The organism is Actinomycetes bacterium (genome assembly GCA_035489715.1).
GTDB lineage: Bacteria > Actinomycetota > Actinomycetes > JACCUZ01 > JACCUZ01 > DATHAP01.
This window is the reverse complement of the sequence record DATHAP010000214.1, coordinates 1-12,953: the sequence shown is the minus strand read 5'-3', so window position 1 is coordinate 12,953 and position 12,953 is coordinate 1. Positions and strand designations below refer to the sequence as shown.

General features: G+C 72.8%; 13 protein-coding genes. 5 read left to right on the top strand and 8 right to left on the bottom strand.

From position 1 onward, the window contains the following. Positions 1 to 189: crotonyl-CoA carboxylase/reductase (locus VK640_17145; GenBank protein HTE74905.1), on the bottom strand; the 189-nt coding region annotated here is incomplete at its 3' end. A gap of 57 nt (positions 190 to 246) precedes the next feature. Continuing rightward, a complete protein-coding gene (gene mce / locus VK640_17140; protein ID HTE74904.1) occupies positions 247 to 675 on the bottom strand; it encodes a methylmalonyl-CoA epimerase in 429 nt (142 codons plus the stop codon). A 62-nt stretch (positions 676 to 737) separates the two neighbouring features. On the opposite strand from mce, the gene VK640_17135 reads away from it, so the two are divergent. Beyond that, positions 738 to 1,928: an acetyl-CoA C-acetyltransferase gene (locus tag VK640_17135; protein ID HTE74903.1), complete on the top strand. Its 1,191-nt coding sequence runs from the start codon at positions 738 to 740 to the stop codon at positions 1,926 to 1,928. Positions 1,929 to 1,933: 5 nt separating this feature from the next. Beyond that, entirely contained in the window at positions 1,934 to 2,920 is a 987-nt protein-coding gene (gene meaB / locus VK640_17130; GenBank protein HTE74902.1) for a methylmalonyl Co-A mutase-associated GTPase MeaB, read from the top strand. Here meaB and VK640_17125 read toward each other — a convergent pair. Continuing rightward, the gene (locus VK640_17125) at positions 2,917 to 3,978 is read right to left on the bottom strand and encodes a hypothetical protein (protein ID HTE74901.1); all 1,062 of its coding nucleotides are present in this window, start codon (positions 3,976 to 3,978) and stop codon (positions 2,917 to 2,919) included. The two genes, meaB and VK640_17125, sit on opposite strands and share 4 nt — an antisense overlap. Beyond that, positions 3,975 to 4,496 carry an RNA polymerase sigma factor gene (locus VK640_17120; protein ID HTE74900.1) on the bottom strand — a complete coding sequence of 174 codons (522 nt, stop codon included), beginning with the start codon at positions 4,494 to 4,496 and terminating at the stop codon, positions 3,975 to 3,977. The genes VK640_17125 and VK640_17120 overlap by 4 nt, the downstream gene beginning before the upstream one ends. 275 nt (positions 4,497 to 4,771) lie before the next feature. On the opposite strand from VK640_17120, the gene VK640_17115 reads away from it, so the two are divergent. From VK640_17115 to VK640_17105, 3 genes are read left to right on the top strand one after another with little or no spacing between them, the layout of a single operon-like run. Then, on the top strand, positions 4,772 to 6,445 hold the full coding sequence (locus VK640_17115) for a methylmalonyl-CoA mutase family protein (protein ID HTE74899.1): 1,674 nt from the start codon (positions 4,772 to 4,774) through the stop codon (positions 6,443 to 6,445). Positions 6,446 to 6,475: 30 nt separating this feature from the next. Beyond that, entirely contained in the window at positions 6,476 to 6,724 is a 249-nt protein-coding gene (locus tag VK640_17110) for a hypothetical protein (protein ID HTE74898.1), read from the top strand. Between the two features lie 19 nt (positions 6,725 to 6,743). Then, complete coding sequence (locus VK640_17105) at positions 6,744 to 7,658, top strand: tetratricopeptide repeat protein (protein HTE74897.1); 915 nt, start codon at positions 6,744 to 6,746, stop codon at positions 7,656 to 7,658. Between the two features lie 218 nt (positions 7,659 to 7,876). Here VK640_17105 and VK640_17100 read toward each other — a convergent pair whose 3' ends face one another. The 4 genes from VK640_17100 to VK640_17085 form a co-directional block, all read right to left on the bottom strand. Further along, on the bottom strand, positions 7,877 to 8,956 hold the full coding sequence (locus VK640_17100) for a GNAT family N-acetyltransferase (protein ID HTE74896.1): 1,080 nt from the start codon (positions 8,954 to 8,956) through the stop codon (positions 7,877 to 7,879). Positions 8,957 to 8,984: 28 nt separating this feature from the next. Next, positions 8,985 to 11,126, bottom strand: coding sequence for a 1,4-alpha-glucan branching protein GlgB (glgB, locus tag VK640_17095; protein ID HTE74895.1), 2,142 nt, complete (start codon positions 11,124 to 11,126; stop codon positions 8,985 to 8,987). Positions 11,127 to 11,205: 79 nt separating this feature from the next. Then, positions 11,206 to 12,615 carry an aminoglycoside phosphotransferase gene (locus tag VK640_17090; GenBank protein HTE74894.1) on the bottom strand — a complete coding sequence of 470 codons (1,410 nt, stop codon included), beginning with the start codon at positions 12,613 to 12,615 and terminating at the stop codon, positions 11,206 to 11,208. Further along, the coding region (locus tag VK640_17085; protein HTE74893.1) for an alpha-glucosidase C-terminal domain-containing protein at positions 12,615 to 12,953 on the bottom strand (339 nt) is incomplete at its 5' end. The genes VK640_17090 and VK640_17085, both read right to left, overlap by 1 nt.

Here is a 12,953-nt window from a genome sequence, read left to right as displayed (position 1 = left end):
CTCCGGCGTGGGCACCTCGTCCAGGTGCAGGCTCTCTCGCGGGTCCTTGTCCCTGCTGGTCCGGCCCTCGAACATGCCGACCTCGGCCTGGCGCACCGTGATGCCGCGGTAGTGCTCCGGGACCGGGAGCGCCGCGTAGTCGGCCGGCGTGGCGTCCGCACCGAGGATCGTCTCGAGGATGTCCTTCATCGCTGCCTCCGGGCTGCGTCCGGGAAGGGCCTGCCCCGGATATTACCGGCCGGTAACCTACTCGGCGCCGCCGGGGTCGGCGGCCGGCTGCACCAGCTCGACCAGCACCCCCATGGCGTCCTTGGGGTGCACGAAGTTGACCAGCGAGCCGGCGGTGCCTCGGCGCGGCTCGTCGTAGAGCAGCCGTACGCCGCGCCCGCGTAGCGTGGTCGACACCGCCGCCACGTCGTCGACCGTGTAAGCGACCTGCTGGATGCCTTCGCCGTTGCGTTCGAGGAACCTGCCGATGAGCGAGTCCTCGCGCAGCGGGGCCAGCAGCTGGATGCACGAGCCCGAGTCGCCGACCGCGAGCATGGCCTCGCGCACGCCCTGCTCCTCGTTGACCTCCTCGTGCACGGCGACGACGCCGAAGGTGTCGCGGTAGAAGGCGATGGCGGCGTCGAGGTCGCGGACGGCCAGACCGACGTGGTCGATGCGGTTCAGCACCCGGCTATCGTGACACTGCCCGTCCCGGGCCCACGCAGTCGCGTCACAGGAGGTTCGAGGTCATGGCCGGTTCCGTCATCGTCGCGGGGGCCCGGACCCCGATGGGCCGCCTGCTCGGCTCGCTCAAGGACTTCTCCGGCGCCGACCTCGGGGCGGTCGCCATCAAGGGCGCGCTCGAGAAGGCCGGCGTCGCGCCGGACCAGGTCGACTACGTGATCATGGGCCAGGTGCTGCAGGCCGGCGCCGGGCAGATCACCGCGCGCCAGGCCGCCGTGAAGGCGGGCATCCCCATGACCGTGCCGGCGCTCACGATCAACAAGGTCTGCCTGTCCGGTCTGGACGCGGTGGCGCTCGCCGACCAGCTCATCCGGGCCGGGGAGTTCGACATCGTCGTCGCCGGCGGCATGGAGTCGATGACCCAGGCGCCGCACCTGCTGCCCAAGAGCCGCAGCGGCTACAAGTACGGCGCAGTCGAGCTGGTGGACGCGATGGCCCACGACGGGCTGTTCTGCGCGTTCGACCAGTGCGCGATGGGCGAGTCGACCGAGCGCTACAACGCCCGCCTGGGCATCAGCCGCGAGGACCAGGACGCCTTCTCCGCGCTGTCCCACCAGCGGGCCGCCGAGGCGGCCAAGAACGGGCTGTTCGACGACGAGATCGTCCCCGTCGAGATCCCGCAGCGGAAGGGTGACCCGGTCGTCTTCACCACCGACGAGGGCGTGCGGGCCGACACCACCGCCGACCTGCTCGCCAAGCTGCGGCCCGCGTTCTCGGCCGACGGCACGATCACCGCCGGGTCGTCGTCGCAGATCTCGGACGGCGGGGCGGCCGTCGTCGTCATGAGCCGGGACAAGGCCGAGGAGCTGGGCCTGAGCTGGCTGGCCGAGATCGGTGCGCACGGTGTCGTGGCCGGCCCGGACGCGAGCCTCCAGTCGCAGCCCGCCAACGCGATCAAGGCCGCCCTGGCCAAGGAGTCCCTCGACGTCTCCGACCTCGACCTGGTGGAGATCAACGAGGCGTTCGCCTCGGTGGGCATCCAGTCGATGCGCGAGCTCGGCCTGGACTCCGACAAGGTCAATGTCAACGGCGGGGCGATCGCCATGGGGCACCCGATCGGCATGAGCGGCGCGCGGCTGGTCCTCACGCTCGCGCTGGAGCTCCGGCGACGCGGTGGTGGCCTCGGAGCCGCGGCCCTCTGCGGCGGCGGCGGCCAGGGCGACGCGCTCGTCCTGCGCGTGCCTGCCGCCTCCTGAGCGGCGTGGCCGCCGACCGCCGGGCTCCCGACGTCGACGAGCTCGTGCGGCGGGCCCGCGAGGGCGACGCGCGGTCGGTGGCGCGGCTGATCTCGCTGGTCGAGGACGCGTCGCCGCTGCTGCGCGAGGCGATGGCGGCGCTGGTCCCTTACGGCGGGCAGGCCGCCGTGGTCGGCCTCACCGGGGCACCCGGCGTGGGCAAGTCCACGACGACGAGCGCGCTGGTGGGCGCCTACCGCGGCCTCGGCAAGCGGGTGGGCGTCCTCGCCGTGGACCCGTCCTCGCCGTTCTCCGGGGGTGCGCTGCTCGGTGACCGGGTCCGGATGCAGGAGCACGCGCTCGACCCGGACGTCTACATCCGCTCGATGGCCAGCCGCGGCCACCTCGGTGGTCTGTCCTGGTCGACGCCGCAGGCGCTAAGGGTCCTCGACGCGGCCCGCTGCGACGTGGTGCTGGTCGAGACCGTGGGCGTCGGTCAGTCCGAGGTCGAGGTCGCGGGGCTGGCCGACACCACCGTCGTCCTGCTGGCGCCGGGCATGGGCGACGCGATCCAGGCGGCCAAGGCGGGCATCCTCGAGGTCGGTGACGTCTACGTCGTCAACAAGGCCGACCGCGACGGCGCCGACGCTACTGTGCGGGAGCTGCGGCACATGCTGACCCTCGGCGAGCGCCGTCAGCCGGGCGACTGGCGGCCGCCGATCGCCAAGACCGTCGCGGCCCGGGGCGAGGGCGTCGACGAGGTCGTCGAGTCGCTGGACAAGCACCGCGGCTGGCTCGAGGAGTCCGGGGAGCTGGCCCGCCGGAGGCTGCGGCGGGCCGCCGACGAGGTCGAGGCCATCGCGGTCACGGCGCTGCGGGCCCGGATGGGCGACGTCCGTTCGCCGCACGGGGGGGCCGGCCTGGACGAGCTGGCCGCCGAGGTCGTCGCCGGCCGGACCGACCCGTACGCCGCGGCCGACCGCCTGGTCGAGGGGCTCACTCACGAGGACTAGGGAGTCGTGCTGGTGCTCGGCTCGGCGGTGCCGGTGGCCGTGCCCGTCGGGCTGGCCGTGGACTGGGTCGGGTCGGAGGTGCTGGTCGGGGTGGAGGTCGAATCGGTGGGGCTGGGCTCGGACGTCGGCTCCGGGTCGTCGCAGAAGAAGGTCACGTCCTGGGTGAAGGTGTCCCCGCCCCCGACCGTCACCGGGTGCAGCCGTCCGTTGGCGCCCAGCACGTGCCGGCCGGGCGGGAGGCCCGACACCCGGAAGTGGTCGCCGTCCCGGAGATCCTGGACCTTGAGGTGGACGGCGCGGACCCCGTTCAGCCACACCCACATGCTGATCTCGCCGTCGATGCAGGAGTCGGGGATGTGGACGTCGCCCTCGACCGCCGAGCCGCGCCCCATGCGGGTGACATCGACCGTGTTGCTGCGGGTGCAGGGGACTGCCTCCGCGACCGTCGGGTCGGTGGCGCCACCGACGAACGTCGCGGCCCAGCTGACGTTGCGGGCCTTGGACTTGGCGTCCCCCAGCAACGGCCAGGGGGCCAGCAGCACGGGGGCGTGCGGGCAGACGATCGTGAACTGCCCCTTCTTGTCGGTCCGGCCGACGGCCCAGCCGCTGGGCAGGAAGCCGTCGATGTCCGGCACCCCGACGTAGACGTAGAGCCCGGCCGCGGGTTGACCGGCGCTACCGAGAGCCTGGCCGTGGTAGGCCAGGCTGCCCGGCTCCGGCCGGGTCCGCACCACGTCAGCGCCGGTCGCCGCGGCGTCCTCGGTCCGGCTGCCCTTCGGCGTCCGGGTGGCTGCCGAGCTGGCCGGCGGCGGTGCGCTGGTGGTCGTGGTCTCGCCGGACACCCCGTCGGTCAGGTTGTCGACGGCGTCGACGACCTCGCGTGGCACGTCGCGGCCGAGGGCGAAGCCGCCACCGAGGCCGGCCACGAAGACCACCGAGACGGTCAGCAGCGCGAAGGCCCGCCGGTGCCGTCGGTAGCGCGCACGGGCAAGCACCCGCTCCAGCTCGCCGGTCGGCGGGCTGAGCGGCTCGATCCGCTTGCGGGGGAGCTCGTTCACTCGATCCTCCCGCCGCCCTCGCTGCTCTCGATCATGCTCAGCAGGCGGGCCCGGGCGTCGTACAGCATCCGCTTGACCGTGCCCTCCGGCCGGTGCAGGGCGCCGGCCACCTCGGCGATGCTCAGGTCCGCGTAGTAGTGCAGCAGCACCGGCACCCGCATCCGCTCCGGCAGCCGCTCGACCAGGTCGCGCAGCCACGGGTCGCACGCGGGCGTGCTGGTCTCGGTGCGCTCCTCGATGCGCTGGCAGAGCCGGCGATCGCGCTGCTCCCGGCGCCAGCGGTCGCGCACCAGGTTCGTCGCGGTCACGTAGAGGTAGCCCTTGGGGTCGTGGACCGTCATCCAGCGGGACAGCAGCCGGGTGAAGGCCTCGGACGCGATGTCGTGCGCGGCGTCGCGGTCGCCGACCAGGGCGGCGCACCAGCCGGCCAGCGGGCCGTAGTGCTGGTTCCAGAGGACCCGGGCGGCCTCGTCGCGGGACAGGGCGGTGGCGGCTGCCCCGGGGGCACCCGCTGTCACCGCCACACCGGCCATCTCGTGTCCGCCCGTCGGATCAGGTCCCTGGTGCTCATGCCCGGGACGATGTCGTCGAGGCCAAGGACGCCGAAGCGCCCCGGCCGGTTCACCTCGGCGGCCGGGGATCGATGGAGCCGGACCCCTGGGGACCGGTCACCCCTCTCCACCTCTCGCAGGGTAGGGGCCGACGGGTACTCTCGGGGCACGAAAGGGACATGACCGCGCGCCGCGACGGCTGCCGGTCCCTGTCACATCGTCGACACCCGTGGAGGAGCGTCGTGGACGCCGCCGAGATCGAGGCCGGACGCCGCCGCTGGCAGGAGCGGTTCGCCGCCTCCCGGGTGCGCGACGCCGACTTCACCACGCTGTCCGGCGACCCGGTGGACCCGGTCTACGGCCCGGGCGAGAACGACGCCGTGGCCGGCTTCGAGCGCATCGGCTGGCCGGGTGAGTACCCGTTCACCCGCGGCCTGCACCCCACCGGCTACCGCGGGCGCACCTGGACCATCCGGCAGTTCGCCGGCTTCGGCAACGCCCAGCAGACCAACGAGCGCTACCAGATGATCCTGGCCGCCGGCGGCGGCGGGCTCTCCGTCGCGTTCGACATGCCGACCCTGATGGGCCGCGACTCCGACGACGCCCGGTCCCTCGGCGAGGTCGGCCACTGCGGGGTGGCGATCGACTCGGCCGCCGACATGGACGTGCTCTTCTCCGACATCCCGCTCGGCGACGTCACGACGTCGATGACGATCAGCGGGCCCGCCGTCCCGGTCTTCTGCATGTACCTCGTCGCCGCCGAGCGCCAGGGCGTCGACCCCTCGGTGCTCAACGGCACGCTGCAGACCGACATCTTCAAGGAGTACATCGCCCAGAAGGAATGGCTCTTCCCGCCCGAGCCGCACCTGCGCCTGATCGGCGACCTGATGGAGTACTGCGTCGAGCACATCCCGGCGTACAAGCCGCTGAGCGTGTCGGGCTACCACATCCGCGAGGCGGGCTCGACCGCCGCGCAGGAGCTCGCGTTCACCCTCGCCGACGGCTTCGGCTACGTCGAGCTCGGGCAGTCGCGCGGCCTCGACGTGGACGACTTCGCCCCCGGCCTGTCGTTCTTCTTCGACGCCCACCTGGACTTCTTCGAGGAGATCGCGAAGTTCCGCGCCGCCCGGCGGATCTGGGCCCGCTGGATGCGCGACGTCTACGGTGCCAGGACGGACAAGGCGCAGTGGCTGCGCTTCCACACCCAGACCGCCGGTGTGTCGCTGACGGCGCAGCAGCCGGACAACAACATCGTCCGTACGGCCCTCGAGGCGCTGTCGGCCGTGCTCGGCGGCACCAACTCCCTGCACACCAACGCGCTGGACGAGGTGCTGGCGCTGCCCAGCGAGAAGGCGGCGGAGATCGCGCTGCGCACCCAGCAGGTGATCATGGAGGAGACCGGTGTCGCCAACGTCGCCGACCCGCTCGGCGGCTCCTGGTACGTCGAGGCGCTGACCGACCGGATCGAGGCCGAGGCCGAGGCCGTCTTCACCCGGATCCGCGACATGGGCTCCGACGGTTCGATCACCTCCGGGCTGCTGCGCGGCATCGAGGACGGCTGGTTCATGTCCGAGATCGCCGAGGCCGCCTTCACCTACCAGCGGGCGCTGGAGAAGGGCGACAAGAAGATCGTCGGCGTCAACTGCCACACCTCGACCGTCGAGGAGCCGCTGGAGATCCTGCGGGTCTCTCACGAGGTGGAGCGGCAGCAGAACCGCGTCCTCGCCGACCGCCGCGCGGGCCGCGACCAGGAGGCCATCGCCGGCTCGCTGCGCCGCATGGTCGAGGTGGCGCGCGGGGACGGCAACCTGGTCCCGCCGATGCTCGACGCGGTCCGCGCCGAGGCGACCCTGGGCGAGATCTGCGATGCGCTGCGCGCCGAGTGGGGCGACTACCGCGAGCCTCCGCGGTTCTGAGCGGACCGAGCGGAGCCAGGGACATCTGACGTGCACGCCCTCGTCCGCGAGCTGCTGGCCGTGATGCCGGCGGACGGCGCGGCCTGGCCGCGGGCCGAGCGGGAGCGGTGGACGGCTGCGCTGGCCGCGGTGCTCGACGTCGTGTACGACGAGGACGGCCGGCCTCGTGACCCGGCCGTGCCGGAGCACGTCCTCGACCTGCGACCGGTGGACGAGCCGGCCGACGAGGTCCAGCAGCCGACGGGCCGCGGCCGGCACGCCCGCGGCGGCCCCGGATGACATCGGCGATGATGGGGGCATGAGCCAGCCGACCTTCAACCCGTACGGCGCCGTCGACCTGTCGGCGCTGGCCGCCCGGCCGGCGGCCGGACCTGCAGGGCCCGCCCCCGTCCCGGGCGGCGTGGTCGTCGACGTCACCGAGGCCGACTTCCAGGCCGTCGTGGTCGAGCAGTCGATGACGGTGCCCGTGGTCATCGACTTCTGGGCCGACTGGTGCGGCCCGTGCAAGCAGCTGAGCCCGGTGCTCGAGCGGCTGGCCGACGCGGACCAGGGCCGATGGCTGCTCGCCAAGATCGACGTGGACGCCAACCCCCGGCTCGGTCAGGCCTTCCAGGTGCAGGGCATCCCGGCGGTGTTCGCCGTGGTCAAGGGCCAGCCGATCCCGCTCTTCGAGGGCGCCCTGCCCGAGGCGCAGGTGCGGCAGTACCTGGACGAGCTGCTCAAGGTGGCCGAGGCCAACGGGGTCACCGGGCGGGTCGTTGGGGGGGAGACCGAGCCGGTCGTGGACGAGGAGCCGGCGGCCGACCCCCGGTACGACGAGGCCTACGACGCGATCGAGCGCGGCGACCTGGACGCGGCGGCGGCCGCCTACCGGGCCCTCCTCGCCGACGACCCCGCCGACGCCGACGCCCAGGCGGGGCTCGGCCAGGTCGAGCTGATGCGACGTACCCAGGGTGTGGACCCGGCGGCGGCGCGGGCCCGGGCGGCCGAGGCGCCGGACGACGTGGCGGCGCAGGCGGCGGCGGCGGACCTGGACCTGCTCGACGGGCACGTCGAGGAGGCGTTCGCCCGGCTGGTCGACCTGGTCGCCCGCAGCAGCGGCGACGACCGCGACGCGGCGCGCACCCACCTGGTCGGGCTCTTCGAGCTGGTCGGGAGCCAGGACGAGCGGGTGGCCCGGGCTCGGACCGCGCTGGCCAACGCCCTGTTCTGAGAGACGCCGAAGGCCGCCCCGGACCTGCCGGGGCGGCCTTGGCGACGGTCGTGGGTGGTCGGCTCAGACCAGGAAGATGATGAGCAGGACGACGGCGATGACGAGCGCGAGGATCGCGATGGTGCGCGTGTTCACGGGAGCTCCGTTCGACAGGTGGGTGTGCGGGCAGGGGCAACTGGGATGGATCCTGTCCGCGCAGCCCGCCGCCAAACGTTCGTTCAGCCGTGGATGCGGACTCCCCACAGGTCGCGGTCCGGCAGGACCTCCTCCTGCAGCAGCTCCCAGCCGAGCCGCGCGTAGAGCCGCGGGGCCGGCAGCCGACCGTCGCCGCGCGGCCAGGTGCACAGCAGGGCCCGCTCCTCCTCGGCGCCCTCGAGCAGCAGGTCCACCAGGGCGGCGCCGAAGCCGCGGCCCTGGGCGACCGGGTCCACGGCGAGCTCGACCACCTCGAGGTGGCCGCCCATCCACTCCCGGGCCAGTGCCTCGGACACCCGGGCGGTCACCTGGTCGGTCCACCACTGGCCGGCCCGTCCGGTGAAGCCGTAGCAGAAGCCGAGCAGCCGACCGCGCTCGCGGACGACCGCGCACCGGAAGCCCTCCCACCCGGCATGCCTCGGCAGCTGCTCCGTCATGATCTGACGCACCCGCTCGTCCGACTCGGCATAGGGCTCGCGGGCGAAGGCCGTCCGGTAGACCTGGTTGAGCTCGTCGAGGACGGCCAGCGCGCCGGGCCCGTCCAGCACCTCGATGGTGGGCAGCCGGTCCTCGAGGACGTACTCCCAGCCCTCGCGCCAGGCGAAGGGTGCGGCGGCCGCGCGAGCGAGGGGTCGTCCGGTCAGCAGGTGGTCCAGGGCGTAGCGGGTGGCGGCGTGCCCGACCAGCAGCATGCGCTCGCCGTCGTGGTCCCGTGCGAGCTCGCCGAGCAGCTCTCGCACTCCCTCGACCACCTGCCGGTAGCTCTGGCCGCCGGGGAAGGGCACGTCCACCCGCCGCCGCCGCTGCGCGTGCACGACGTCGATCGGGGCCCCGGTGAGCTCGCCGAAGTCGACCTCGCGCAGCCGGGGGTCGGTCCGCCGGGGCACCGGGCTGTCCGCGAAGGCGATGTCGACCGTCTGCACCGCGCGGTGCAGGTCGGACGAGACCACCAGGTCGATCCCGTCGTCACGGCGGCGAGTGCCGAGCTGCTCCGCGTTGCGGATGCCGGCGGCGGACAGCGAACCCGGCTGCCATCCGGTGCAGACGCCGGCCTCGTTGTCGAGCGTCGTCGAGTGGGTCTCGTAGACCAGCCGGACGGCCATCACGGGAACCAGCCGTTCCGGGCCCAGGTCAGCCTGCGGCTCGGCGCAGCCAGACCGTGCCCAGCGGCGGCACCCGGAGCGTCGCCGAGGCGGGCTGGGCGTGCCAGCCGTCGCCGTCCGCCTCGACCGCGCCAAGGTTGCCGACGCCGCTGCCGACGTACGTCTCGGCGTCGGTGTTGAGCACCTCGTCCCAGCGGCCGGCGGTTGGCAGGCCGACCCGGTAGCCCTCGTGCGGGACGGCCGAGAAGTTGGCGATGCACGCCACGGCCGACCCGTCGGAGCCCCAACGCAGGAAGGAGAACACGTTGTTGCCGGCGTCGTTGGCATCGATCCACTGGAAACCGTCTGGGTCGACGTCCTGCGACCAGAGCGCGGGGGAGTCGCGGTAGACGGCGTTCATGTCGCTGACCATCGTCTGCACGCCGCGGTGGTCGGGGTTGTCGGTCAGCCACCAGTCCAGCGAGCGCGACTCGGCCCACTCCGACTCCTGGCCGAACTCCGAGCCCATGAAGAGCAGCTGCTTCCCGGGGTGGGCCCACATGAAGGCGAGGTACGCCCGCAGGTTGGCCAGCTGCTGCCACCGGTCACCGGGCATCTTGCGCAGCAGCGAGCCCTTGCCGTGCACCACCTCGTCGTGGCTGATCGGCAGCACGTAGTTCTCGGAGTAGGCGTACATCATCGAGAACGTCATCTGGTGGTGGTGGTACTGCCGGTAGACCGGCTCGTGCGACACGTAGTCGAGCGAGTCGTGCATCCAGCCCATGTTCCACTTGAAGCCGAAGCCCAGCCCGCCCAGGTGCGTGGGCCGGGTGACGCCCGGCCACGCGGTCGACTCCTCGGCGATCGTCACGATGCCCGGCACCCGCTTGTAGGCCGTCGCGTTCATCTCCTGCAGGAACGACACCGCCTCGAGGTTCTCCCGCCCTCCAAACTCGTTGGGTACCCACTCGCCGGGCTCGCGCGAGTAGTCGAGGTAGAGCATCGACGCGACGGCGTCCACCCGCAGCCCGTCGATGTGGTACTCCTCGAGCCAGTACAGCGCGTTGGAGACGAGGAAGTTGCGCACCTCGGTGCGGCCGAAGTTGAAGACGTACGTCCCCCAGTCCAGCTGCTCGCCCCGCCGGGGGTCGGGGTGCTCGTAGAGCGCCGTCCCGTCGAACCGGGCGAGTGCCCACGCGTCCTTGGGGAAGTGCGCCGGCACCCAGTCGATGATGACCCCGATGCCCGCCTGGTGCAGCCGGTCCACCAGGTAGCGGAAGTCGTCGGGCGACCCGAAGCGCGACGTCGGCGCGAAGTAGGACGACACCTGGTAGCCCCAGGAGCCGCCGAACGGGTGCTCGGCCACCGGGAGCAGCTCCACGTGGGTGAAGCCGAGGTACTGCACGTGGCCGACCAGCTCGTCGGCGAGCTCGCGGTAGCCCAGTCCCTGCCGCCAGGACCCGAGGTGCACCTCGTAGGTGCTCATCGGGCCGTTGATCGGGTCGCGCTCACGACGGTCCCGCATCCACGCGTCGTCGCCCCACTCGTAGTCCGAGGAGAAGACGACGGAGGCGGTGGCCGGCGGCACCTCGGCGCGGAAGGCGACCGGGTCGGCCTTCTGCCGCCAGACGCCGTCCTGGCCGAGCACGTCGTACTTGTAGTGCGCGCCGTCGCCGATTCCGGGGACGAACAGCTCCCACACGCCGGTCGACCCCATCGCCCGCATCGGGTGCGCGCGGCCGTCCCAGTAGTTGAAGTCGCCGGTGAGCCGGACGCCCTGCGCGCTGGGCGCCCACACCGCGAAGGACGTGCCGTGCACGGTCCCGGCGATGCCGTCGTAGGTGCGGGTGTGGGCGCCGAGCACCCGCCACAGCTCCTCGTGGCGGCCCTCGCCGATCAGGTGCAGGTCGATCTCCCCGAGGGTGGGGAGGAAGCGGTAGGGGTCGTCGACGACCCGCGGCGGACCGTCGTAGGCGACCTCGAGGCGGTAGTCGGGGACCGTCGCGCCGGGCAGCACGCCGACCCAGACGCCGTAGCTCTCGTGGCGCAGCTCGTGGCGCACGTCGCCGACCAGCACGGCCACCGAGGTTGCCCAGGGACGCAGGGCGCGGACCGTGACCGCGCCACCGTGCAGGTGCGGCCCGAGCAGCGCGTGCGGGTCGTGGTGGGTGCCCGAGACGAGCCGGTGCAGGTCCTCGGTGGCGGCCGGCGCGACGGGCGGCTGGGCCGCCGGTCCGCCGACGCTCTGGCGCTGCTGGGTCACTGTCGTCTCACCCGTCTCTGTGCTCGCCGGCGAGCCGGTCGATGGCCGCCATCGGGATGTGCAGCCAGGTCGGTCGGTTGCGCGCCTCGTAGAGGACCTCGTAGACCGCCTTGTCGGTCTCGAACGCGCGGAGCAGCACCGGCTGCCGACGCGGGTCCTCGCCCCCTGCCTCGGCGTAGCCGGTGAGGAAAGCGTCGCGGTTGCGCTCTGCCCACTCGGTGGCGCGGTACGCGCGCTGCAGGTCGGCCGGGTGGTCGGCGAGCAGGTGCCGCGCCGCGTAGTCGAAGGACCGCAGCATGCCGGCCACGTCCTTGACCGGCGTCTCCAGGCGCCGTCGCTCGTCGAGCGGGCGGGCCGGCTCGCCCTCGAAGTCCAGCAGCTTCCAGCCCAGCAGCGTGCGCATGACCTGGCCGAGGTGGAAGTCGCCGTGGATCCGCTGCACGGGGACCGGCTCGTCGACGGCCGCGACGTCGTCGAACGCACTGCGCAAGGCGTCGGCGTACGGCGCCAGGTCGCTCACCTCGGCGGCTGCGCGGTCCAGCCGGGAGCGCATGCCGTCGGCCAGCGCGGCCAGCTCCTTGCCCTCGAGCCGGCCGGTGGGCAGGACGCGGGCGAGGGCGGCGTGCACCTCGGCGGTGGCCGCACCGAGGCGGTGCGCCTCGCCGGCGAAGTCGCCGCCCACCTCGTCGGCGTGCAGGTCGGCGTCGGCGTAGAGGTCACGCACGCTGGTCAGGGCGAGCTCCCAGCCGTCGGTCGCGCCCTTGAGGAACTCCTGCGACATCGCCAGGCTGGCCGTCGTCGGCTCGCCGTCACTGCGCTCCCACACGCCCTCGAGCCAGCCCAGAGGGGCGGCGATGTGCGTGCTGCCCGCGGCGGCGAGGGCGGAGTGCATCTCGATGTCCGGGTTGAGCCCGGGCGAGACCTTGCGGAACACCTTGAGGATCAACGTGTCGCCGAAGATGAGCGAGGTGTTGCTCTGCTCCGCGCCGACCACGATCGACGGGCCGCCAGGGGGCAGCCCGGTCGCCGTCGGCTCGCGGTGGAAGGCGTAGCCGGGGCCGATCCGCCCGGTGGCGATGCCCTCGATCCACAGGCTGGTGCTGTCCTTGTCGTGCAGCGCGTCGTACAGCCAGCGGGTGCCGCCGGCTCCGTCGTCCTCGTTGCCGACGAAGGCGTGCGACAGGTGCTCCGCCTCGGCCGGGTAGGACGTGAGCGGCTGCTGGTAGGTCTCGGTGCCCCCGTCGTCGTAGGTGACCTGGATGAGGTCGATGCGGACCCCCGGCGCGTCCGGACCCGGTGCGCGCAGCTCAGCGACCGTCCGCACGTCGGTGACGGACCAGGCGCGGCCCTTGCCGGCGAACCAGCGCTGGTTGGCGAGGTGACCTGCCAGGACCTCGGTGTCGAGCCGGGCTGCCATCAGCTCTCTCCCTCCGGCGGGTTGAGCCGGAACCAGTAGAACCCGTGCCCGGCCAGGGTGAGCAGGTAGGGCAGCTCGCCGATCAGCGGGAAGTGCACGGTGCCGAGCAGCTCGATCGGCTGGTAGCGCTCCCAGCGTCGGAGGTCGAGCTCGACCGGCTGCGGGAAGCGGGAGAGGTTGTTGACGCAGAGCACGATGTCGTCGCCGAACTCGCGGACGAACGACAGCACCGACGGGTTGCTGCCGCCCATGTCCTCCCAGGTGCCCAGGCCGAACGCCGGGTTCTGCTTGCGCACCTCGATCATCCGCCGCGTCCAGTGCAGCAACGACGTCGAGCT

Bases quoted from the DNA above. Each gene is read 5' to 3' on its own strand.
- VK640_17135 (HTE74903.1), top strand. From the start codon at position 738: ATGGCCGGTTCCGTCATCGTCGCGGGGGCCCGGACCCCGATGGGCCGC.
- VK640_17105 (HTE74897.1), top strand. From the start codon at position 6,744: ATGAGCCAGCCGACCTTCAACCCGTACGGCGCCGTCGACCTGTCGGCG.
- VK640_17100 (HTE74896.1), bottom strand. From the start codon at position 8,956: ATGGCCGTCCGGCTGGTCTACGAGACCCACTCGACGACGCTCGACAAC.
- VK640_17090 (HTE74894.1), bottom strand. From the start codon at position 12,615: ATGGCAGCCCGGCTCGACACCGAGGTCCTGGCAGGTCACCTCGCCAAC.